We start from the raw sequence: 23,646 nt of genomic DNA on the forward strand, positions 1-23,646 counted from the left end.
TAATAAATTTATCAATATGCCGTCTCATATAATTCTAATAGTAACTTTTTTTTACGCTCCCGCTGTTAGCCCTGTGGCATTTCGCTGGGCTGCTATTGCTGAACATTGGGCGAGCCAAGGGCATCAGGTTCATGTCATCTGCGGTTGGCAGCCAGGGTTAGCCAGAAATGAAAAGCTTAATAACGTCTATGTTCATCGTGTAGGAGGGTCTATTACTGAAGTATTGCGGAGCAAGCTTATAGATACCTCTACATCGGTAAACCTTGGAACTAATAGTGCTCAAACTTCATCAAGCTTAATTAAAACCTTGGCGAAGTGGGTTTATGACCGGACTTGGAAAAAAGTTTATTGGCCTGATCGGATGTGCTTGTGGTACATTCCTGCATTTCAAAAAGCTAAAGAGATAATCTTAGACAATTCTTGTACACATTTGATAACTGTTTCTGATCCTTTTACGCCCCACTTAGTAGGGTTGAACCTTAAAAAGATTTTATCCTCCCTCCCTTGGGTTGTTGATATAAGCGATCCCTTCTCTTTTGCGAGTTATCGGCCTCTAAACAATCATTCATTATATAAAAATTTAAATTTTAATTTAGAGAAAAATATTTTTTTGAAAGCTAATGCTATTGCGGTGACAACAAAAGCAACTTTAGACAAGTATACCGAACTATTCCCTACAATGGCAGACAAGTTTTCTGTTATATCACAATTAGTTCCTGAACTTCCCAATCTTCCTATAGAAGATCCTGCTTTAGAGAAAGCGGATAAGATTAACTTAGTATTTGTCGGAACGCTTTATAGCCAGATAAGACGACCTGAATTTTTGCTAAGTTTGTTTCAACAACTTTTAAAAACTCCTCTTATGGAGAAGTTAGAGCTACACTTCTATGGCTCTATAGGAGATTGTAATAAGTATTTCCTTCCCTATCAACATCTAATAAATAAAAAAATATTTACACATGGAATAGTTAGTCGGGAACAAGCCTTTCAGGAAATGCTCAAAGCGGACATTCTTGTAAATATAAGCAATGACACTCCTTATGAACTTCCAAGTAAAGTCGTCGAGTATGCCAGTTTGGGTAAACCTGTATTAAATTTTGCCCAAAATGATAGGGATTGCTCAACTGCATTCTTCAAAATGTACACAGGCGCTTTATGCCTCATAGAAAATGAATGGACATCGGCATCGGCCCCCCAGATAGATAAACTGGTTGAATTTATCCAGCGTCCCCCCAGGTTAGAAAAGTCGCAATTGCAAGAGCTACTCTCCTGTTACCGTTTAGATGAAATTTCCAAAGCGTATGAAAATTTATTAATTAACGTAAATTCATGTTAAAATTAGTTTGTTAAGTTTTTTATTAGGTTTTAGCGAACAGTTCAAATCTGTTTGAACCAGCCAATCTTTTATAGTAGATATTAGCGTGGTTGGAGTTTACTAGGTTATGAGGTTAGCTGATGAAAGTAGCATTGATAGCGTTTTCTGTAGCGCAGGGAGCAGCCGCTCAATATATAGAAGAATTTGTCACAGCCTTGAGCAGTAGAGTCGAGGTGCATCTATTCGTACCCGAATACTACTCAGGAGGTACAGGTCGAGGCGTATTCCATCCCATTAATACAGGGACAAGAGGGCTTAATGCCCGTCTGCGTTTGTTAAATCCTTGGCAGGCATGGCGGCAATGGCGGAGGGTAAAGGAACTATCACCTGATGTGGTGCATATCCTTTTCGGAGAGGGCTATCCTTGGAGTGTACTATGGTCTTATTGGGCCAAGTTGGATAATATCCCTTTAGTAGCTACTATTCACGATCCCGAACCCCATCCTGGGCTTCTGCTAGAAACATTAAATACTTATGTTTGTCGGCTAACTATGTTGCAAGCCGCAAGAGTTCATATACACAGTAAGATTTTAGAGAAACTAATAATTCAACAAGGTGTAGAAGAAAAAAAAATTTCGGTCATCCCTCATGGCAGTTCAGCCCCTCGCTTCCTCCGTTACTATAAAGAATCAATTACTAAAGAGCCTCGTGTACTTTTTTTCGGGCGTCTTGTGGCTTACAAGGGCATAGAGGTGCTAGTGGATGCCGCTCCGCTACTTGAGGGCTTACAGGTAACTATTGCTGGGCCTGGAAAGCTTCCTACTGGGGTGCTTGAAAAAATTCACGCTCGCCCGGAAATTTTTGAACTCCACAACCGCTATATAACTGATTCTGAGGTAACCCAGCTTTTTCAGCGCTCAGCCGTATGTGTCATGCCTTATCACCAGGCATCGCAATCTTTTCTTCCCTTGATATCAGCCGCTTTAGGAGTGCCTGTCGTAGCTACAGCAGTGGGAAGTTTTGTGGAGGTTATACCCCAACTTAATGGTCTTTTAGTTCCTCCGGGAGATCCTTATGCTTTGGCAAAGGCTATGAAAACGGCAGTGGGCCTAACCCCTCATTATCCGAAAGAACTTGAATTTGACAATTTAATTGAAAAATTTTTGCTTTTGTACAAAGATATGCTACAAGATATTTAAGGTTAATATAGTGCGTGTCCAACAACATATCGCTTAAAATGTTAAATTACTTTCTCAAACCCCTACTCGTTAGATAAATATATATGAATCCAAACAAGTCACTTAAAGCTTTTATAGTTTATTCAGCAGACTTACTTTTCCTACCTTTCACTTTTCTTGTTGCTTTGATCAGTAAATTCCATGCTAGATTTGGTGCCGAGCGTTTACCCCTATCGTATAAAGTGTGGGACTCATTCGGGGTGGCTCCAGTAAGGTATCATTACTATCAACCTTTAGTTAAGGCAGACGAACTTCCTACTGAAATATGGGAACAGAAAGACCCTTTATTTGGAATTGATTTTAACCTTAAAGTTCAACTTTCTTTGCTTGAAAAATTTAATTACCAATCTGAGTTAGCCCAATTTCCTTTAAAGAAAAACAATGAAAAGTATCTATTTTATCACCACAATGGTTTTTTTGAACACTGTGATGCGGAAATATTTTACAGTGTACTTAGATATTTCAAGCCCGCAAAATTGATAGAAATTGGAGCCGGTTTCAGCACACTTTTAGCAAAAAGTGCTTTAGAAATAAATAATACGGAAGGTAAACGATGCGAGCATATATGTATAGAACCGTATGAAAATCAGTGGTTACAGGATATCGGTGTTGATAAAGTTATTAGAGAAAAAGTTGAAAACTTACCGTTAAAAACCTTTGAACTTCTAGAAGCAGGAGACATACTTTTTATAGATTCTTCCCATGTTATCAGAACTGGGGGAGATGTTTGTTATGAATATTTGAAAATTCTACCAAGCTTAAAGCCGGGGGTAATCATCCACATCCACGACATTTTTTTGCCCTCAGAGTATCCTAGGGAATGGTTAGTAAATAGAAGATTATATTGGAATGAGCAATACTTGTTGCAAGCATTTCTGGCTTTTAATAGTGAATTTGAAGTTTTGTTGGCTCTCAATTACCTTGGCCAAAACCATAGTCAAGAACTTTCAGAAAAATGTCCTATTTATGCTAAAATAGGAGGCATTCCGGGTTCTTTTTGGATACGCAGAAAGATTTAAAACCCCCACACTTGCTACGATATCCATCTTTTAGGAACCTACAGCCTAAATTATCAAGACTCTACATCAAAAAGCAAGTTTTTTTTAAAATCGGCAAAAGCATACATCTATAAATCAACTAGGATCATAAAATGAAAAATCTTATATCCCACTCCATAGTTGACCGACTCCGTGCAGAAAGCAATAAGTTACAGCAAGAATTTCACAGAGCGAAAAGTGATGTAAGCACTCGGTTTTTTGTAGTGGACAACCTATTGCCAGAGGAAATATCCCAGGCTATACATAGCGCCTTTCCCCCTTGCTCTGAAATGCGCCTCATGTCCAGCTTTAGAGAAAAAAAATATACTTCCAAATCCCTAAACAAATTCCCTCAAATTATAAGCGATGCAACTTTTGCCTTTCAAACTCCTGAAGTAATTGCCGAAATTGCCCATATTTGCGGTTTCAAAAATCTTATTGCCGATCCATACCTTTATGCCGGGGGAATCAGCGCTATGGCAAAAAACCACTATTTAAACCCTCACATCGACAACTCCCACGATGCCGAGCAGCAATTTTACAGGAGACTAAATCTACTCTATTACGTTACTCCGGGGTGGCAAGCAGATTTCGGGGGCAACTTGGAAGTGTGGGATGCAAAAGTGCTTAAACCCCTAGAAATTCCCAGCCTATTCAACCGGCTAGTGGTGATGGAAACGCACCGCCACTCTTACCATTCAGTTAACCGAGTCCGCGTTGAAGGTGTTCGTTGCTGTGTATCTAACTATTATTTCCAAAAAGAATCCCTGGAGGAAAAAGATTACTTTCACGTCACATCCTATGTAGCGCGTCCCGAACAACCCTTCAGACGGCTCGTATCAAAAGTCGATAATTCCCTTAGAACTTTGCTGCGACAAATTCTTCCAAAAGGAGTCGGAAAAAAAGACCTTTATCAAGGCTCTAAATCAGAAATTAACAAATATTGAGGAAACAATGAAAATTCTGATTGTGTCCCAATATTTTCCACCAGAACCTTTTCGGGTTGGGGATTTGGCAGTGGCGTTGCAAGAACGCGGTTGTCAAGTAACCGTGCTTACAGGTTTTCCTAACTACCCCAAGGGAGAAATCTATGACGGCTACCAGCTTCAACCATTTAAGCGAGAGGACTATCAGGGAGTATCAGTCCTTAGAGTCCCTCTTTACCCAGATACGAGCTATTCCAAGCTAAAGCGCATTTCAAACTACCTCTCCTACGCCGCTTCAGCATCACTTCTTGGCCCCCTTTTAATTCATCCAAGCAAGTATGACCGCATCATAACCTTTCAACTCTCACCTGTCACCATCGGGTTGCCCTCGATTGCCATCAAAGCAGCCCACTTCAGCAAAGCACCCATCTATTTTTGGATTCAGGATATCTGGCCGGAAAGTCTCCAAGCCGCCGGCTTGGTCGAGAAAGGGCTTGCTATCCAATTAACTCGCAACCTCGTGAATTTTCTCTACCACAGGTCAGAAAAAATACTCGTCCAATCCACCGGCTTTATTCCAAAAATCTTAGAATACGGCATCCCTGCCGAAAAAATAGAGTTTTTGCCTAATTGGGCCGAAGACTTGTACGAGCCGGTAGATCGAGATTTGGAACTTGCTAAACGAGAGAGAATGGCCGGTTATTTTAACGTCGTATTTGCTGGTAATGTAGGCACTGCTCAAAGTTTGGAGACAGTAGTTAAAACCGCCCAAATGCTTGCAGATTACCCCGGCATACAATTTGTAATTTTAGGAGACGGAGCAAATCTGGAAAAATTAAAGACGGAAGCGGAGGGACTAACCAATATTTGCTTCAAAGGCCGCCGTCCGGTAGAAACAATGCCCCAGTATTTCGCTCTCGCAGATGCTCTGCTGGTGCAACTGAAGCGCGACCCCTTGTTTGCAATTACCATTCCTTCTAAAATTCAATCCTACCTCGCCTGTGCTCGTCCAGTTATAGCCGGACTCGAAGGTAGTGGAGCCAAAGTCATAGAAGATGCTCAAGCCGGTGTCGTCTGTGAACCCGAAAACCCAGCCAGCTTGCGCGATGCCGTGCTAAATTTATACAAAATGCCACTCGAACAGCGACAAAAATTAGGAGAAAACGCCAGACAATACTATGATTCTTACTTTTCCCGCTCTCGCGTGATTGACCGCCTGATAGAAATAATGAAGGGAGGTTCCAACAATGACTAAAAACTCCCAGATACGCGTCCTCATCTTGGGTGGAGATGGTATGCTGGGCCATCAGCTTTGGAAGCACTTTAGCCGGCAGCCTGACCGCTTCGACACTCGCGTAACCTTGAGACGAGATTTTCAAGACTATCAGAATTATCAGCTATTTGACCCTAAGTGCAGTTACACTGGGCTAGACGTGCGTAACTTCGAGCGCATAGTAGAGGTCTTTGCTGATTTCCAACCCAATACCGTAATTAATGCTGTAGGAATTGTCAAACAACGCCCCACCGCTAAGGACAGCATCATCAGCATCGAAATCAACGCTTTGCTGCCTCACAGACTGGCTCTCCTATGTCAGGCCGCCGGAGCCCGTCTTATTCATCCCAGTACAGACTGTGTTTTTAGTGGGAAAAAAGGCAATTACACAGAACAAGATGCCCCAGATCCTATAGATTTGTACGGTCGCAGCAAGCTAATGGGCGAAGTAAACCAGCCTCAAGCCCTGACTTTACGCACTTCGATTGTAGGATTAGAGCTTGAGCGCAAAACTGGTTTAATGGAGTGGTTTTTGAATGCCCCATCACCAGTTAAAGGCTTTCAAAACGCAATGTATAACGGCTTAACCACTATCGAAGTGAGCCGCTTAATCGAACGGCTTATTACGGAATTTCCCCAACTGCATGGCTTGTATCAGGTAGCCAGCGAACCCATATCAAAATACGATCTTTTGTGTTTGCTAAAGGAAAAATTCGGATTGGCTACCGAAATCATTCCCGATACCGCGCTAAAAATAGATCGGACGCTCGACTCATCCCGGTTCAGAAAAGTAACCAGTTATATTTCCCCCAGTTGGTCATCTATGATCGAAGTAATGGCAGAAGAGGCAAAGGAAGGAAGAAAATATGGATCTTGAAGGTAAGCGAGTTCTAGTGACAGGTGGCACCGGCTCTCTTGGAAAAGCCCTGGTGCGCCGCTTGCTAAAGGGTGAGATGGGCCGGCCCAAAAGAGTGACAGTCTTTTCCCGCGATGAAGGAAAGCACCACCAGATGAAAGTTGACTGGAAGCAGATCCAAGTCGCCACTGATGATATCTTCTACCGCAACTTTGAGGAACTGCTGGAGTTCCGTGTTGGAGACGTGCGTGATTACCACTCGGTTCTCACAGCAGTGCGTAAAGCGGAGGTAGTGTTTCATGCAGCTGCACTCAAGCAAGTCCCATCCTGCGAATACTTTCCTGCTGAGGCAGTCCGAACAAACGTAGAAGGTGCAATTAATTTAGTTCGTGCTGTGCGGGAGAATGATACTCCAGTCGAGCTAGTGGTGGGCATTTCAACAGATAAAGCTTGCAAACCCGTCAATGTTATGGGGATGACCAAATCACTTCAGGAACGGATTTTACTGGAGGCAAATCTCGGACAAGACAATATAACTTTTACTTGTGTTCGCTACGGAAACGTTATTAGCTCTCGTGGCTCGGTCGTCCCCCTGTTCAAGCATCAAATTCAACACGGTGGCCCGGTGACCATCACCTCTGGCGAAATGACACGCTTTTTGATTACGCTTGACCAAGCAGTTGATACAGTCTTTGATTGTGTACGTTTTGGCAAACCAGGTGAAACCTTCGTTCCGCGTTTGCCCTCTACCAAAATTAGCGACTTAGTAGAGGTTCTTATCAATGGTAGGGAGATTCCTGTAGTCGAAATTGGGGTTCGCCCTGGTGAGAAACTACACGAAATTATGATCTCTGAAGAAGAAATGGTTCGCACAACTGAGAGGGGGAAGTATTATGTTATTGGCTCCGTGTTGCCTGAAATTAGCGGTGTTTACACAAATACTCCTCCGTTGGAGGCCGAGTATTCTTCGCAGGGTATAACCCTTGAGAGTGCAGGACTCTATGATCTGCTCAAACAAGCTGGGGAATTAGAGTTCGAGCGCCTGATTGTTAGTTCGCACCATTAGGAGATTCTGTGAAAGTCTTAACCATCCTCGGCACAAGACCCGAAATTATCCGTTTAAGCTTGATTATTGGCAAACTTGACAGACTAAGTGAACACACTTTGCTGCACACAGGTCAAAATTACACCCCGGAACTTGACTCAATTTTCTTTGAGCGCTTGAAGATTCGGGAGCCTGATATTCGGCTCGACACCCGCTCGGAGACTGCCTTTGGCCAAATTGCCAAGATTTTAGAGGCAGCCGAGCGTGTGATATCTGAGGTGCAGCCGGACGCTTGCCTGATTCTAGGAGATACTAACAGCGGTCTTTCGGCGATTGTGGCCGCCAGAATGGGGGTGCCAGTATTTCACATGGAGGCAGGGAACCGCTGCTTCGATCTTCGCGTACCAGAGGAGCGTAACCGCAAGATAATAGACCACGTTAGCACTTTGCTAATGCCCTATGTGGAAAACAGCAAAGTTAATCTGCTTAACGAGGGCATTAGCAAAGAAGCTATCTTTGTAACAGGAAATCCTATTTTTGAGGTAATCCAGAACTATCAAGGATCTATAGAGGCTTCTGATATACTTGAGCGACTAGGATTGGAAAAACAAAAATTTTTTCTAGTAACTGCTCACCGCGCTGAAAATGTCGATGTTCCCTCTCGATTGGCTGGCATTGTCGAGGCTTTAAATACACTTGCTAGTCTTTATCAGTATCCCATAATCTGGAGTTTTCACCCGCGGACACAATCAAAAATGGATGCGTTGGGATTAGAGGTGCATCCCCTAGTTCGGCGACTCCCCCCCTTCGATTTTTTTGAGTTTATCAAGCTGGAGCAGCAAGCATTCTGCGTTATCACTGATAGCGGTACTGTTCAGGAGGAAGCCTGCATTTTTGGCATACCCTCTATTACAATAAGAGATACGACCGAGCGACCAGAGACAGTAGAATGCGGGAGCAACATACTAACAGGCTGTATTCCAAATTACATCATTGAAGGGGTAAAATTAGCCACGGAAACCCGCTTTTCTTGGCGGGTTCCTGACGGATACTTGGACGCTAATGTTTCAGATAAGGTGTTGCGGCTTATACTTAGTAACACTTAGCATAAAAAACAGTAGAGTAAGGAAATGTTATGACGTATTTTTTCGCTGGTGGTACTTCCAAGACTGGCGTAGCTGTTCTAAATCGTCTAGTGCCTCATCTGGGCGCGGAAAATATATGTTGCTTGGCTAGGCCTACATCTAAGATAGAGCCTCTACAAGCTATGGGAGTTCACATTCATAAGGGTGATGTCACTGATCCAGATTCTTACAAAAGCTGTCTAGGTCCTGATGTCATCTATATAGATATGACTCATCCCAAGCATTATCATATTTCGCTTGAAACGATTGTGAATGCAAGAGTAAAAAGGGGTTATTTCGTTACAACAACTGGGATTTTCTCCCAATACAACAGTTCTTCAGATATCTATAAAATTAATGAGGCAAAAATCAAGGAAAGTGGCATTATTTATACTCTACTACGCCCAACCATGATTTACGGATCTCCAGAAGATAAAAATATGAATAAGCTAATTAATTTTTTAAATCGATATCCTGTTTTTCCTCTATTTGGAAACGGCGCAAGTTTAATGCAGCCAGTTTTTGTTGATGATTTAGCTGATGGAATTGTAGCAGCTATTGTTAAACGAAATACGGAGCAACAAGAATATAACCTTGCTGGGCCAGAACCAATTAGTTTCCGTGAAGTAGTAGAAACTATTATTAAAAAATTAAACCGCAAAGTTGTAAAAATCAATATAAGTATTCCTTTGGGAATTACGTTAGCTCACTTTGCTAAAGTAATTCCGGGCTTTCCGATCACAGAGGAGCAAATTATGCGGTTACAAGAAGATAAAGTTTTTGATATTTCTAAAGCTCAAGTAGAACTAGGCTATTCTCCAAGAAGTTTTGATGAAGGTATTACCGCTGAAATTAAAGCAATGGCGTTAGGGCAATCTCTGCGATAGAAAAAAATGGCCTATTTACACTCTTTCATCAATCTGCTTGTTTTTTACTCCATTAAAAGCACTTATCCCCAACAACCATCATTTGACGAATAATAAACCATTGAAAGTGCTTATTAATCACAAGGATTAATTTTCGCCGATACTTAATACAATTAAGCCCCTGGGTGGGCTATCCACATCAAGGAGTTAAACCAATGAGGATAAAAAGTTTCAAAAAGCGAGTAATTAGTCAGAGATATAAACATTTTATGCTAAGTTTTTGATAGAAAGGAAAATTACATAGATGATGATTTATTATAATCGCAGATAAAAACGGAAAATGAAAAAAAAATTTTATGCAAGACTAAGAAAATACATCTCACTGCTTTTCGGTATTGCAGTCTTATTAATTCTATTCACATCAAGGGCTAGTGTTGCTCCTCAAACTATTCAGCGGCACAAAGAGTTCATTCCTTTGGGAGTGTACTGGCACGAAGGGGCTACTTTCAAGGAATACCCCACTACTCAAAGATGGGAAAAAATCGACCAGGCTTTGGATGATTTGGCTCTACACAATGTCAATGCGATTTGGTCAACACATCTGTTTGCCGATGAAGCAGCCGAATTAGCCCGACGAGCGGCTAAACGAAACATTTATCTGGTGGCATCTTTAAAAGAGCTTGAAGGCACTAATGCCGAAATTCGCCGAGGAGATCATTCAAAAATCATTACTAAGACACTTAAAGCTTGGGGCGATGCCCCGTCTCCCATCGCTTGGGGGCTAGGCGATGAACCGTTGACAGAATATATGAAGGAAATCGCAGTTTACATACAGGCTTGGAGAAGGCAAGTTCCAAAAGAACCCCTAACTACTGTGGTGATGCCGTCGGATGTGTTCTCAGCAGGTGAGGCCGGTTTCGATATCTTATGCTCGGATGCTTATCCGTTTTTCGGGAACGGCTATTCCTATGGGGATGGGGTATCTCCTTGGGGAGGCTGGCTAATGATTTCGCGTAACGTTGTCAACCAAAGGTCTCGTCCTTGGATGATGCCCCAGGCTTTTCAGGGAGCCGAGGGGCCTTACGAATTTGACTCTCAAGGCAACCTGGTTTACTTACCTGGTAGTGTTGCATTTTGGAAGATGCCAACACCAGCGCAAATCAAGTGGCAGGCTTGGTCGGCCCTGGCTACAGGAGCCAAAGGTCTTTTTTACTTTAATTATCGGTGGCCGATTCAAAGTAACCCCCAGGCTGCTATGTCTGCGAACCAAAACTTTAGGTTTAGCCAAGAAACAAACTCCTCTTCTCCTCTAGGATTGATTTATCTGGATGGCCGCCCCACGCCCCAATACGAGGTTATGGGAGAAACTTTTGCAAAAATTCATTCACTCTCCTCCATACTCGCTCCCCTCAAACCTACCGATGCTACCGAAGCTTGGGTAACAGAACCAGCAGATAACGGCTCAATTGCTAGAGTATTGGTAAATAACCAAACAAACAAGCGCTACTTGATAGTTGTTGCAAGTTATCAAAATAATCAAAACCAAACGATCAAAATCACCCTAGGGCCACATATTACCTCGCTGAAAACCTTACGCGACGAGAAAAAGCTCGAACTTAAGGTGGTCGCTCCGTTCCGGCAAGCCACAGTTACCTTGCCACCTGGAGAAGCAGAGATTTTTGAATGTGAAGTCGATCTGGACAATCTTCCAGTGGTTTACAGCGACGATTTCACTACTGACAAGTTCATCAAGGATTCTGTCAATGGAACTAACAATGGAGTCGAGCGATTTGTAAGCAAGTACGGAAATTGGCTGGCAGCTAAAGACGGCGATCAGAAAACTACAGAATCTTTCTTAAACTATGATATCGACTCTCTTGTTGGAAGGTTGCCGCCTGGGGGTATTCGCACATTGGTCTACACCGGCTATATTAATCCACCAGAAAAGCACGGGGTATTTTGGTCAGCCTCCGAAGCTGAGGAGTACAACCCCTTGAGCACTAACGAATTCAACCAGGGTATCATCTTCACGACCAGATATTTAAAGGTAAAGCTGTCCCAGGTAGCATGGGGTAAGCATAACAGGCAGGGATATTTGATGGGGATAACGTTTTCACAGTGGAACAGAGCAGCAAAAGATCAATAAATAACTTCCCACATTCAAAACCGCCTAAACTGGCAACCACCTTTTACCATAGATCAGGGTCTTTTCCAAACCTTGCGATCTCAATGGCACTCATAATCCTTTCATCCCTCAGTTTCCTCGTTAGCCTCGCTACAGTCGCCCTCATCAAAAAACGGTTTAGCCAACAACTTCTCGACATCCCCAACGAACGCAGTTCCCATACCCAACCCACCCCACGCGGCGGCGGCTTGGGCTTTATCATCGCCTTTGCCATCACCAGCCTAACCGTCTACCTCCTCCCCGCCTACTTCGCTCAGTCTCTCAACCACCAACCGGCCACCCCCAATCCTACCTTCCTCTGGCTGATGCTTACCCCTTTAACCATCATTGGCATCATCGATGACAAACAAGGACTACCCGCCGGCCTGCGATATGTAATTCAACTATCCTCTGCCGCCATTGCCGTCGCCTGTTTTGGCCCTTTCCCCCAACCTTGGCTGGCTCAATTCGGCACCGTCGGCTCCATCGCAGCCTTCACCCTCACCGTCATTGGCATGACAGCCATGATCAATTTTTATAATTTTATGGACGGCCTCGACGGTATCGTAGCCGGTAGCACCGCAGTCCAGCTTGGCTTCCTGGCCATCTACCTCAACCAACCCCTCCTCTGGCTCCTGGTTGCCGCGCTTTTGGGCTTCCTCTATTGGAACTGGTCTCCGGCCAAAATCTTTATGGGAGATGCCGGCAGTACAGTCTTAGGCGCAACCGTTGCTTGTTCGCTTCTCAACAACCATAACAATACCGTTCAAGCTTGGTCAGCCTTGGCCATTACCCTTCCCTTACTGGGCGATGCTATTTACACTCTCATTCGCCGGCTTATGAAACGCGAAAATATTTTTAAACCTCACCGCACTCATTTGTATCAAAGGCTACAGCAAGCAGGGTGGAGCCATGCACAAGTTGCCAGCAGCTATATCACAATGACATTGTTAATCGCCGGTGGCCTAGCTTTATTTGACTGGAGCGCCGCTTGGATCGCTTTAGCAGCAGTGGCCGGTGCAATTATAATCAGTGAAATTTATTTAAAGCATTTTCATTCGTCGTGATTCTCATTAATCAACCCAAATCATTATTTACAGCGATTTTTCTGTTAAAACCCCCCAACCAGAAATACATACCTTATAATCTACGCAGCTTGTAAACTTATGTTTCAAAAATAGCTATATGCAGCCTTTTAGATACCATTTCCGCACAAATGTGGGAACTTGGCTCACGACATCAGACTCTTGATTGAAGTGACAAATTTTCTGCAAAGAGCAGCGATAACTACAACCCGTCGCATCCACAGCCCCCATCAACGCCGCCATGCTCAACCAACAAATATTGCTCAAAAACCTCGCTGATGCCATTCAGAGAGCCGCAGCCTCCCTATCAAGGCGACAAAAACACAGCCTCCTGATTGCCATAGACATCTTACTTTTCTTAGGCGCAATTTATGGAGCCTTTGCCCTGCGCTTCAGCCCCCTTAACCCCTTAGATAAAATTCTTCCCTACACCGGCCTGATTGCTCTACTCATTTTTATTAAAATAATAAGTTTTATAACAATGGGCATCTACCGGCCCGTTTTACGCTACACCGGCCTAGAATTCTTCTTTAGCGCCACCAAAGCCGTTTTACTAAGTTCCGGTACCTTCGTTCTACTCGCCTACTTACTCGAATTCTTACAGCTACCTCGCTCTGTACTCCTCAACGACGCTTTGCTCACCTTGGTACTCGTAGTTGGTGTCCGCTACTCAATGCGCTGGCTCGTTTGCCAACTCGTCTACAGAGCCGGCCAAAACAAACCCCCCCAAAGAGTCATCATTTACGGAGCAGGAGCCGGTGGTACTCAATTAGCCCGCGCCTTAGCCTATCAAAGCACCTACAATCTCCTTGGATTTGTCGATGATGACCCCTCCCTGCAAAACCAAATCATCCAAGGCTTGACCGTTTACTCACCCTCCTACTTACCCAGGCTAGTAACTCAAAAAAAACTAGACACAATTTTACTCGCCATGCCCTCAGTAGAGCGCTCAGTAAAACGTGAAATTATTGAACAATTGCAAACCCTATCAGTGCCGGTTAAAACCGTACCCAGTATAGGCGAAATCCTAGCTGGCAAAGTATCAATTAGTGAAATTCGAGATGTAGATATTGCCGACTTACTAGGCAGAGAAGAAGTTGCCCCAGACCCCGAATTATTGCAAATGAACATCACCGGTAAATCCGTATTAGTCACCGGTGCCGGCGGATCAATAGGGTCAGAACTATGCAGACAAATTGCACAACAAAACCCCAAATGTTTAGTGTTATATGAAATGAGCGAATTCGCTCTTTATAACATCGAAATTGAACTAGCCGAAACCTACCCCAACCTGAACCAGATCCCTTGTTTAGGCTCTGTTACCGACAGAAACCGCCTAAGCTCAATTCTGTATAAGTATGAAGTCGAGACCGTTTACCACGCAGCCGCCTACAAACACGTCCCCCTCGTCGAAGCAAACCCTGCTCAAGGCATTGTCAATAACGTAGAAGGAACTCTCACCGCAGCCCGTTGTGCAGTAGACTGCGGAGTCAAACACTTTGTTTTAATTTCTACCGATAAAGCCGTTCGCCCCACAAACGTCATGGGAGCAACCAAACGAGTCGCAGAGTTGATTTTGCAAGCCTTAGCCGTTCAGCCAGAAATGACCACAAACTTTAGCATGGTTCGATTTGGCAATGTTTTAGATAGTAGCGGTTCAGTTGTACCCCGCTTTCGCAAACAAATCGCCGCTGGTGAACCCCTAACCCTCACCCATCCCGATATCACTCGTTACTTTATGTCAATACCCGAAGCTGCTCGTTTGGTAATTCAGGCAGGTGCTTTAGGCAAAAAAGGAGAAATTTTTCTTCTTGACATGGGTGAACCAGTCCGCATTTACGACCTTGCACTGCAAATGATCCGCCTCTCCGGCTTAGTCCCCGGACAAGATATTGAAATTAAAATTACAGGACTCAGACCCGGAGAAAAACTTTATGAAGAATTACTCATAGATGGCGATAATATCACCCCCACCCGACATCCCAAAATTTTTAGCGCCAGGGAACCAAAAATCCCTTGGGAAGTTCTACACGCACGCCTGGAACTCCTACAGACAGCCGCTCGGCGTAACAACCGAGCCGAAATTATCACCCAATTGCAGCACCTCGTTGCTGAGTATAAACCAGCCAATGCAGCAGTCGCGGCGAAGGCCCCAGCACGGAGTACCGCGACTTCTATGGAGTGCGCTGGTGCCGGTGTGGGTGGATATGGGGAGTGGCCAAACAAGAGCAGCATACATAGCAGTGCGAACTTAGGTCATTAGTCATTAGGCATTGGTCAAGAAAAAACCAATGACACTCTTACAAGGGACAAAGGACAATATTGAGGCTTTTTTCCTGCTAAGGTAAGCTTGAACTTACGAAAATCCTTATGGTTCGTGCAGGTTTTAGGGAACATAAATTCATGGGCTTGTTTGGAAAACACGAAGAGAGTGTGAATAAACTATTTTTTAATCAATCTCTGACCGGTTTAACAGCTTTTGCTGTCGCGCTGCTCGGCTCTTCATCTCCTGTGGTGTCAGCCGCCATTCCTGTAGGGGGTGGTTCTTCGATGATGTTGGTTGGTGGCGGGGATCTGGATAAAACAGCCCCTAGTAACTTTGGTCAAAGTCAGAAAATCGCTCAAATTGGCCAACGCGGAGAACTTTATATACTTGGTCCAGGCGACCGGGTTCAAGTTGATATTTTTAATGTCCCAGAATATAGCGGTGGCAATGGTCAGCACCGTGTTTTGGCGGATGGGACGCTCAATTTACCCCTGTTACCAGGGCCTATTTTTGTTCAAGGTTTGACTTTACAGCAAGCGGCAAGACAAATATCTGAACAATACCGGCCATTTTTAACCAATCCCATTGTTACCCTGAGCTTGCTCGAACCGAGACCGATTAATATTGCTGTGGCTGGAGAAGTGAACCGGCCTGGATCTTATAGTTTAACTCCTGTTGGACTGGGTAATACTGGTGGCGGCGGGGCAATTCAAGTGCCAACTTTGACGCGAGCCCTTCAAGCTGCTGGTGGGGTCACACAGTCGGCTGATATCCGTAATGTCCAAATCCGCTCCGCAACTGGAGCCGGTGGCTCTTTTGACCTTTCGAGATTGTCTCAGCAAGCGGCTCTTGGTGAAGATATTCCCGTGCGAGATGGAGATAGTATTTTTGTGCCGCCTTTAACGTCGCTCACTCCTCAGCAAGCTTCTCAACTCGCTATTACAAGTTTTTCAGGCGACCAGACTCGGCCCGTGAATATTACGGTGGTGGGTGAGGTAAACCGGCCTGGGCCTTATATTGTGACTCGTGTGGATCAAACGGGTGGGGTTTTAACAGTCAGCCGTGCCATCCAAACAGCAGGGGGTTTAACGGGGGCAGCCGATGTCCAAAATGTGAAGGTACAGCGTTTGACTCAAACCGGCATCGCCCAAACCATTAATCTGAATCTTTTGGGCTTAGTTCGAGGGACAGACTTGAGTCAAGATGTGGTACTCGCCCCGGGGGATACGATTGTTGTGCCAACGGTGGCGCGTCTGGACTTGGATCAGGCAGCGGAAATTGCCAACACAAGCCTGGCCGGCGACCCAACTCGACCTCTGAATATTGCGATTACGGGTGAGGTCAACCGTCCGGGGTCTTATACTGTTCAGCGCATAGATGATAAAGGCGGACAATTGGGATTAATAACGGTGACTCGTGCTTTGCAAACCGCCGGCGGTATTACCCAGTCGGCAGATATCCGCCGCATTCAAGTACGCCGGCCAACCCGACAAAACACAGAGCAAGTGATTAATGTGGATTTGTGGCAACTTTTACAGGCTGGCGACCTGAAGCAAGATATTATTTTGGGCCAAAACGATACAATTGTAGTGCCTACGTCTACGAATGTTAATACCGCAGAACTTGCTCAACTGGCTGTTACGAGTTTTGCCGGTGACTCAACTCGGCCTTTAAATATTGCCATTACGGGTGAGGTCAACCGGCCGGGTTCTTATACCATGCAGCGGTTGGATGATGAAGGCGGACAGCTTGGGGTGGTAACGGTGACTCGCGCTTTGCAAACTGCTGGGGGGATTACTCAAACTGCTGATATCCGCCGTATTCAGGTACGCAGGCCAACAAGAGAAGGTACTGAGCAAATTATTGATGTTAATCTCTGGCAGTTATTGCAAGCGGGGGATCTTAATCAAGATGTGATTTTGGATCAAAATGACACAATTGTGGTGCCGACGGCTGAGATTGTCGATTTAACCGAAACAGCCCAAATTGGAGCGGCTAATTTTTCTCCAGCTATCATTAGAGTCAATGTGGTGGGAGAGGTTACTAAACCTGGTGTTGTGGAAGTACCACCTAACACATCTCTAAACCAGGCGCTTTTGGCTGCGGGAGGACTAAACCAACTGAGAGCCAAAACGCAAGAAGTAGAATTGATTCGTCTCAACCCCAATGGGACGATTTCTCGCAGGACTCTTGAGCTTGATTTTTCGCAAGAATTAAATGAAAATAACAACCCTTCCTTACGTCCCAATGATGTGATAGTAGTAGGCCGGTCGCGTATTGCTGCCTTATCAGATACGCTTTCAACTGTCTTTAGTCCCGTCACAAATATACTTGGCGTTTTCCGCGTTTTGCAGCTATTCGGGTTTTAGAAGGGTATGTCTGAGGAGCGGGTATAAATATTTATTTCAAATAAGAACTAGCAAACAATACAAGGGGGTCAAATGGAAACTGCACAAAATTATCCGAACATACCACAGGCTAGAAATATCCAGCCTCAATATCAGCATGAGGTCATAACTGAGGCTCAAGAATCTGAAGATGATGGTTTGAATCTCGGTTCTATATTAGGTACTATCCGCCGTCGAGCTATTGTCGTGGGGCTAATCACAACAGCAGCAACAGGAGCAGTGTTAGCCTGGACTTTAAGTGAGACACCGAAATATCAAGGCTCATTTCAACTTTTAGTGGAGCCGGTGGCGAGTCAAAACAAGATGCCGGCCAATTTACCTGCGGGCGCTGAATTATTGGGGATGGGCCGAGCCGGAAGTTTGGATTACGAGAGCCAATTGGCGGTTATGCAAAGCCCAAAAGTGATGGAGCCGATTATTCAGCAGTTAAAATCCAAATATGCTGAAATTGATTATAAAAAACTTTTAGGGGGGCCAGGTCAAAAAGGCTTTTTAGCGATAGAGCGGATCAGAAAAACTAAGGTTATTACAGTTAGCTATATCGACAAAGATCCTCAAAAAATTATGTTTGTCTTGGAGAAATTGTCTCAAGGCTACCTGAACTATAGCCGTGACGACCGCAAGACAGACAGTCGCCAAGGAATTCAGTTTATTGATGAGCAACTTCCGCAAATGCGTCAGCGGGTTGATGGTTTACAAGCTCAACTACAACAATTTCGGCAACAGTATAATTTGATTGATCCTCAAGTTCAAGGTCAACAATTAGCCAAACAAATGGTTGACCTTGATAGTCAGAGGTTAGAGATAAGAACTGCCATTGTTCAACAGCAATTGCTTGCGGAAAACTTGCAAAAACGCCTCAGCGGTCAAACGGCAGATACAGCTTTGGTTTCTTCAGCACTCACTCAAGCTCCACGCTACCAACAGCTTCTCAATCAACTCAAAGATATCCGCACGAAAATTGAATTGGAAAAAAGGCGGTTTACTGTCAACAGCCCTCAAATTCAAGATATGTTGAATCAGGAGGCCCTGTTAGAACCTTTAATACGTCAAGAAGCGGAAAAGGTTTTAGGGCAAAGCTTGCAACAAGTGCCTATACAACAACTCGAAAGTGTGCCTTTTCAAGATTCTATCCGTCTAGGTTTAGCTCAACAGTTGGTGGATAGCTCTAATCAAATTGAGGTTTTAAAAGTTCGCTCTCAAGCTATTGATGGGGCGCTGAAGCGGCTCAGTGAAGAGGTGAAACAATTCCCCGTAGTCATTCGTCAATTTACTGACTTACAGCGAGAATTGGGTGTTGCTACTAATACTCTCAACCAACTTTTAGCTCAGCGAGAAAGTTTGCGGGTGGATGCGGCAAAGCAAGATGTGCCTTGGGAGATGATTTCAGAGCCAAAAATTCCCAAAGATAAGGATGGGAAATTAGTTGTTGCATCTCCTAATTTGCCAAAGCGTTTAGCTGTAGGAATCTTTGGTGGTTTGCTTTTGGGTGTAGCTACCGCCTTCTTACTTGACCGGCTTAATAATGTTTTCCACCGGCCTGAAGATATTAAAAACGCCACCAAATTACCAATTCTGGGACTCATTCCTCTGAGTGACCAAGCGAAGCTAATTCCCTCACAAACAGTACCAGTCGATAAGACGCCTTTTGCCTTATCCACCTACACCAGCGCTTCGCCTTTTATGGAAGCGTTTCGCTCTCTAAATGCTAATCTTCGGTTATTAAGTGCCGGGAATTCAATTCACTCTTTAGTTATTAGCTCATCGGCACCAGGCGATGGTAAATCTACAGTGGCAACTAATTTGGCCCAGGCTGCCGCTGCAATGGGACAGCGAGTTTTATTGGTGGATGCAGACCTCCGCTGGCCTCAAATTGAGGCAAAACTTGGCTTACCGGCTTCTGCCGGCTTGACCGATTTGTTGGCCACAGATTTAACATCAGAAAGCGTTATCCAAAAGTCGCCGGCTGAAGAAAACTTATTTGTAATTACTGCCGGTTCCCATACCACTGACCCCCTGCGACTGCTGTCTTCTAAAAAAATGCTTAGTTTAATGTCGCAGTGGCGGACAGCTTATGATCTAGTTATTTACGATACCCCTCCTTTGTTGGGTTTGGCAGATAGCAGTCTTTTAGCCGGCTACACTGATGGGATCTTATTGGTTGTGGGAATCTCTCATACCGATCAATCCGAATTAAAACAGGCTTTACAAGGATTGCAAATTGCCGGTACTCCAGTTTTAGGAATTGTTGCCAACCAGGTAAAAGAAACGGTCAGTGTTTATAACAACCAGAGGTATATTTCACCTACTCCCCGAACGCAGAAGGAAGAAATAAGTAGTGCCTTGTAATTTTAAGGGATACCGAAACTAAATTGTAAAACAAAGCCATCAAGCGAAAATTTTATTTTCCGATGATGGCTTTTTTACTATCCCTTAATTTTTAACCGGCTTTGTTCTTTATTCGCTGGCATCAGTTGTGGCAGTTTGATTTCCTGATGATGCACTAAACCCAGCTTTCACCATACTAGACAAGCTAAATTGCACCACCGTCACTTCACCCGGACGGTTAGCCAAAACTTGCGGACTGCTGCTATCAATGATGGCATTGTAACTTCCCAAAGCTGCTAACAATTTCGTAGCATCAACGCCGGACACTTCGCCACCATCATCCGTTAAAACCAATCCTTGCAAGCTTTTTGCTAAATTTTGAGCCAAAGCGCCGTTAATGCCGGCCCGCGTACAAGAACTGACAAATCGGCCATTATTTGCCTCATTTTTGGCAATCAAAATGTTGAGAACAACTTGCTTAGACTCAAACGAAACTATGCGACCTTGAACCGTCAAGGAGCCGGGCGCTCTTAACTGTGCGACCACCGATCTTGCTGCAAGGCGAATTGCATTTTGGATGACAATATTGGCAAAAGAAAAGGGCCCACCAATGTAACTGGCAATAAATATTACACCGGCTCCATTATTGTTATTATTGCCGACCGATGTACCTGAATTATTATTAGCAACCGGCAGCGGCTTGATTTGCCCTGGCTTATCATCTGGTTTACCTGCAATATCACCCGTTGTCACAATGGGGCCGGTAGCATCCGATAAATTCCCCGCAATATCTCCAGTAGTAATAATTGCACCAGTCCCATCCGACATATTACCGCCCGAACCGTTCCCTTGACCCTGACCAGGTTTGCCGGCCACATCGCCACCAGGCTTTGTTCCACCCCCCGGAGTTGTGGGGGTTTCACCACCAGCGTTATCAGTTGGAGGAGTCACGCCACCGCCAGGGTTTGACGGCACATTAATTGCTACTTGCGTAGGATTAACACCCAACTGAATTAAAAGCGCTTGTAAAGCTAAAAATTCCACCGAAGGATTAGTTAAAAATGCCACACTCGAATTCGCTACCACTTGCTGATAAGTCGTCATCACCAAACTTAGCTGAGTGTAGTTAATACTTCCATCCGCTTGAATCAAACCTTGAAAACCTTGGGCTAAAGATTGAGCTAAATCAGCCCGAATACCAATTGCAACAAAAGTATTCACGGCTGTACTAATATCAACCCGACCTAAAATTAGATTTAACAAAACTGCTTGAAACTGGCTATTGACCGTTACACCGCCGGCTGTAAAGCTGCCCCCACTCAAACTTCTAATCAGCGTAATCAAAGTCGGATTTGTATTAACATCCGGCGCAATAAAGGCAAAATCTAACTGATTTTGAGTAAGCTGACTTAAAATGGCTTGCAGCGCTAAAAATTCGGGGTTAGGATTCAAAAAAAACTCGATATTTGCCGAAGCTATAATAGATCGGTAAGCAAGAACTACCTGAGCGAGTTGGGCTTGATTAATAGTGCCATCGAGTTGAATTAAACCTTGCAAACGCTGAGCTAAAAGTAAAGCCTGTTGCTGTTCAATTCCAGCCCTGAGCAAAATTTGGACAACCGAACTAATATCAGCATCGCCAACCAAAAGAGCGGCAAAACTTTGCTGAATTTCACGAGAAATGGCTGTTCCCCGAATATTAATTAACGTTGTTGTCACTAGCCTGACAATAACTTGGTTAAGTGAGCCGGTGTAATCTGATCCATTGCCGGTGGGGACGGGGTTGGCGTTGTGGCCGGTGCCGTCAGACATATTCCCGGCATGAACCAAAGGGGCCATTTGAAGCAACATTAAAGAAGAACCAAACGCACAACCAAACTTGACAAGATGTTTTCTGTTCATGGTTTTTTAATCCTGTAAAAACTTAGAAAGAATAAGGAAAACTGTACCCAATTCCCAAAATAAATCTCGCTCCATCTCCAGCATTGCCGGTAATATCAGCAAACGCCGGAGTAATCACAAGCGGAATATTTCTAAATGGAACAATAGATGCACCCAAAGTTAAATCTTGACCCGTCCAGTCGGCAATTAAACTGACAGGTTCCGCCACCCGTAAACCCAAACTGCCAAATACATTGACAGAGCCTTGGCCGTTTTCAAAATCCCATTCCGATTTAAAACGACCTGTACCTAAACCCACCGAAGCAGTTAGGCTACTGAAGGGTTTTTCGGGACTATCTTGTAAACGGAAAACTTTACTGACTACACCATATAAACTGGTTCCTGAATCGGTTCCCCCCCAAACGAGTAAATTTTCAACCCCAACTGCCACTGCCATATCATCAGGTAAAATGCGGTGTAGCTTAAAACTGACACTACCCCGTCCCAGTGTCCCTGGGTCGCCGCGTCCGCTGTTGGCCAAATCTAAAACAGCGACGGCAACTTCCAGACCAACAGATTTTTGGGCGTCCCCGACACCAAAGCCAAAAGAAACGGCTCCATCAGAAAGGTTGGTATAGCGAGTGCGGGCTTGAAAACTTGCTCCTATAAAAGCATTCCCATAATCGGCACCGAAAGCTGTAGGACTGCCAGAACTCGATCCAGGTGAAATGGAACTGAAACTTGGCAAAAGCAAAGCGGCTTGGGGAATTGGAATTCGTAACTCATCGCGGAGGCTGGCGGGATCTTCCGGTGCCGGTGCCGGTTGTGGGGCGGGTTGCTGAGCCGTAGGTTGGGGGGGTTGGTAGCCTGCAATATAGCGGGTGGCTGGATTGTCTGGGGTGAGCGAGGGAACGAGGCCGGCATTAGCAAGCGCTTGGTAGATCAAGGCTGCGGTTTCGGCTCGCGTGGCGTTTTGATTTGGTCTAAGCCGGTTGATATCCGGATAATTAACCACTAATTGATTTTCCGCCGCCGCCGCTACACTGGGCAGAGCATAGGAGGGAATTTGAGCGGCGTCTTGAAAAGAGGTTGTTAAAACGCGGTTTTGTTCTGCACCGGCAGCTAAATTTAACCCATTACTCAAAGACACCAAAACCTGTACACGGGGGATATTTTGCTCTGGATTAAAAGTATTGTTTGGATATCCCTCCAAAAAGCCGATTTGGTAGGCTTGTTGAATGCCATCGTAAGCCCAATATCTCACCGGCACATCGGCAAATTGAATTGGGTTTCTCACCGCATTGCCAGCAAAGGCTTTGCCGATAATTGCCGCAAACTGGGCCCGCGTCACCGACTCTTCCGGGCGAAATGTGCCATCGGGAAAGCCGCGAATAATACCCCTCGCCGCCAAAGGTTCTACAAAACTTTGTGCCCAATGTCCCTGAATATCGGGGAAAGTAGAAGCTTGGGCTACAAGAGGTTGTACCTCGTGCGTTGTTCCTGATGTCAGCAATTCCGTGACGGTAGTTTTTGCTGCCAGCGGCTCAGCTTTTTTGGCATCAACGAGCTTAACAGCTACAGCTTGGTGGTTTGTTGTTTCTGGGGGTAGGCTTTCTGAGTTTTGGGGGGTCTGCTCTTGCACTGCCACATTGAGGCTTTCAAGCCAGTATGCCGCCGAAGCAGGGGACATCAGCATAAAACTGCTGAATATCGAGCTTACAAATAAAAGCTGTTTCCACCACAAGAAAAGCTCGTGGCCCTTTGCGCTGGGATAAGTTTTAAATCGTGTTGATTTCACACATTTACTCCTATGACTCCTCACAAAAACTGTCTC

Annotated in this window: 16 protein-coding genes; 14 read left to right on the top strand and 2 right to left on the bottom strand. The window is 44.7% G+C overall.

Annotation, left to right across the window (positions count from 1 at the left end; all coding sequences use genetic code 11):
- Nucleotides 1-73: 73 nt before the first annotated feature.
- From NG798_RS09455 to NG798_RS09520, 14 genes are all read left to right on the top strand, one after another.
- Entirely contained in the window at nt 74-1,336 is a 1,263-nt protein-coding gene (locus NG798_RS09455) for a glycosyltransferase (protein ID WP_261222224.1), read from the top strand.
- Between the two features lie 119 nt (nt 1,337-1,455).
- A complete protein-coding gene (locus tag NG798_RS09460; RefSeq protein WP_261222225.1) occupies nt 1,456-2,514 on the top strand; it encodes a glycosyltransferase family 4 protein in 1,059 nt (352 codons plus the stop codon).
- An 83-nt stretch (nt 2,515-2,597) separates the two neighbouring features.
- A complete protein-coding gene (locus tag NG798_RS09465; RefSeq protein ID WP_261222226.1) occupies nt 2,598-3,572 on the top strand; it encodes a class I SAM-dependent methyltransferase in 975 nt (324 codons plus the stop codon).
- Nucleotides 3,573-3,889: 317 nt separating this feature from the next.
- Complete coding sequence (locus NG798_RS09470; protein ID WP_261222228.1) at nt 3,890-4,537, top strand: 2OG-Fe(II) oxygenase; 648 nt, start codon at nt 3,890-3,892, stop codon at nt 4,535-4,537.
- 7 nt (nt 4,538-4,544) lie between these two features.
- Complete coding sequence (locus NG798_RS09475) at nt 4,545-5,771, top strand: glycosyltransferase family 4 protein (protein WP_261222230.1); 1,227 nt, start codon at nt 4,545-4,547, stop codon at nt 5,769-5,771.
- Nucleotides 5,764-6,666: an SDR family oxidoreductase gene (locus tag NG798_RS09480; protein ID WP_261222232.1), complete on the top strand. Its 903-nt coding sequence runs from the start codon at nt 5,764-5,766 to the stop codon at nt 6,664-6,666. Before NG798_RS09475 ends, NG798_RS09480 begins: the two co-directional genes overlap by 8 nt.
- Nucleotides 6,656-7,711 (top strand): polysaccharide biosynthesis protein, encoded by a 1,056-nt coding sequence (locus NG798_RS09485; RefSeq protein ID WP_261222233.1) that lies wholly within the window; start codon nt 6,656-6,658, stop codon nt 7,709-7,711. Before NG798_RS09480 ends, NG798_RS09485 begins: the two co-directional genes overlap by 11 nt.
- Before the next feature lie 8 nt (nt 7,712-7,719).
- A complete protein-coding gene (gene wecB / locus NG798_RS09490; protein ID WP_261222234.1) occupies nt 7,720-8,796 on the top strand; it encodes a non-hydrolyzing UDP-N-acetylglucosamine 2-epimerase in 1,077 nt (358 codons plus the stop codon).
- A 29-nt stretch (nt 8,797-8,825) separates the two neighbouring features.
- Nucleotides 8,826-9,701 carry an NAD(P)-dependent oxidoreductase gene (locus NG798_RS09495; RefSeq protein ID WP_261222235.1) on the top strand — a complete coding sequence of 292 codons (876 nt, stop codon included), beginning with the start codon at nt 8,826-8,828 and terminating at the stop codon, nt 9,699-9,701.
- Nucleotides 9,702-10,020: 319 nt separating this feature from the next.
- Complete coding sequence (locus NG798_RS09500; RefSeq protein ID WP_261222236.1) at nt 10,021-11,826, top strand: hypothetical protein; 1,806 nt, start codon at nt 10,021-10,023, stop codon at nt 11,824-11,826.
- A gap of 83 nt (nt 11,827-11,909) precedes the next feature.
- Nucleotides 11,910-12,911, top strand: a complete 1,002-nt coding sequence (locus tag NG798_RS09505; RefSeq protein ID WP_261222238.1) for a glycosyltransferase family 4 protein — start codon at nt 11,910-11,912, stop codon at nt 12,909-12,911.
- A gap of 259 nt (nt 12,912-13,170) precedes the next feature.
- Nucleotides 13,171-15,192, top strand: a complete 2,022-nt coding sequence (locus NG798_RS09510) for a nucleoside-diphosphate sugar epimerase/dehydratase (protein ID WP_261222240.1) — start codon at nt 13,171-13,173, stop codon at nt 15,190-15,192.
- Between the two features lie 170 nt (nt 15,193-15,362).
- Nucleotides 15,363-17,564: an SLBB domain-containing protein gene (locus NG798_RS09515; protein WP_261222242.1), complete on the top strand. Its 2,202-nt coding sequence runs from the start codon at nt 15,363-15,365 to the stop codon at nt 17,562-17,564.
- Between the two features lie 72 nt (nt 17,565-17,636).
- Nucleotides 17,637-19,952: a polysaccharide biosynthesis tyrosine autokinase gene (locus NG798_RS09520; protein ID WP_261222243.1), complete on the top strand. Its 2,316-nt coding sequence runs from the start codon at nt 17,637-17,639 to the stop codon at nt 19,950-19,952.
- Between the two features lie 108 nt (nt 19,953-20,060).
- Here NG798_RS09520 and NG798_RS09525 read toward each other — a convergent pair whose 3' ends face one another.
- Together NG798_RS09525 and NG798_RS09530 are read right to left on the bottom strand one after the other, a co-directional pair.
- Nucleotides 20,061-21,833 (bottom strand): hypothetical protein, encoded by a 1,773-nt coding sequence (locus tag NG798_RS09525; protein ID WP_261222244.1) that lies wholly within the window; start codon nt 21,831-21,833, stop codon nt 20,061-20,063.
- A 22-nt stretch (nt 21,834-21,855) separates the two neighbouring features.
- Entirely contained in the window at nt 21,856-23,508 is a 1,653-nt protein-coding gene (locus NG798_RS09530) for an S-layer homology domain-containing protein (protein WP_261222245.1), read from the bottom strand.
- Between the last annotated feature and the right edge of the window lie 138 nt (nt 23,509-23,646).

Origin of the sequence: Ancylothrix sp. D3o, assembly GCF_025370775.1 — a bacterium.
Taxonomy (GTDB): domain Bacteria; phylum Cyanobacteriota; class Cyanobacteriia; order Cyanobacteriales; family Oscillatoriaceae; genus Ancylothrix.

Excerpts from the sequence above, each read along its gene's own strand:
- NG798_RS09460 (WP_261222225.1), top strand. The coding sequence starts at position 1,456 with ATGAAAGTAGCATTGATAGCGTTTTCTGTAGCGCAGGGAGCAGCCGCT.
- NG798_RS09465 (WP_261222226.1), top strand. The coding sequence starts at position 2,598 with ATGAATCCAAACAAGTCACTTAAAGCTTTTATAGTTTATTCAGCAGAC.
- NG798_RS09470 (WP_261222228.1), top strand. The coding sequence starts at position 3,890 with ATGTCCAGCTTTAGAGAAAAAAAATATACTTCCAAATCCCTAAACAAA.
- NG798_RS09475 (WP_261222230.1), top strand. The coding sequence starts at position 4,545 with ATGAAAATTCTGATTGTGTCCCAATATTTTCCACCAGAACCTTTTCGG.
- NG798_RS09480 (WP_261222232.1), top strand. The coding sequence starts at position 5,764 with ATGACTAAAAACTCCCAGATACGCGTCCTCATCTTGGGTGGAGATGGT.
- NG798_RS09485 (WP_261222233.1), top strand. The coding sequence starts at position 6,656 with ATGGATCTTGAAGGTAAGCGAGTTCTAGTGACAGGTGGCACCGGCTCT.
- NG798_RS09495 (WP_261222235.1), top strand. The coding sequence starts at position 8,826 with ATGACGTATTTTTTCGCTGGTGGTACTTCCAAGACTGGCGTAGCTGTT.
- NG798_RS09500 (WP_261222236.1), top strand. The coding sequence starts at position 10,021 with ATGAAAAAAAAATTTTATGCAAGACTAAGAAAATACATCTCACTGCTT.
- NG798_RS09505 (WP_261222238.1), top strand. The coding sequence starts at position 11,910 with ATGGCACTCATAATCCTTTCATCCCTCAGTTTCCTCGTTAGCCTCGCT.
- NG798_RS09510 (WP_261222240.1), top strand. The coding sequence starts at position 13,171 with ATGCTCAACCAACAAATATTGCTCAAAAACCTCGCTGATGCCATTCAG.
- NG798_RS09520 (WP_261222243.1), top strand. The coding sequence starts at position 17,637 with ATGGAAACTGCACAAAATTATCCGAACATACCACAGGCTAGAAATATC.
- NG798_RS09525 (WP_261222244.1), bottom strand. The coding sequence starts at position 21,833 with ATGAACAGAAAACATCTTGTCAAGTTTGGTTGTGCGTTTGGTTCTTCT.
- NG798_RS09530 (WP_261222245.1), bottom strand. The coding sequence starts at position 23,508 with ATGCTGATGTCCCCTGCTTCGGCGGCATACTGGCTTGAAAGCCTCAAT.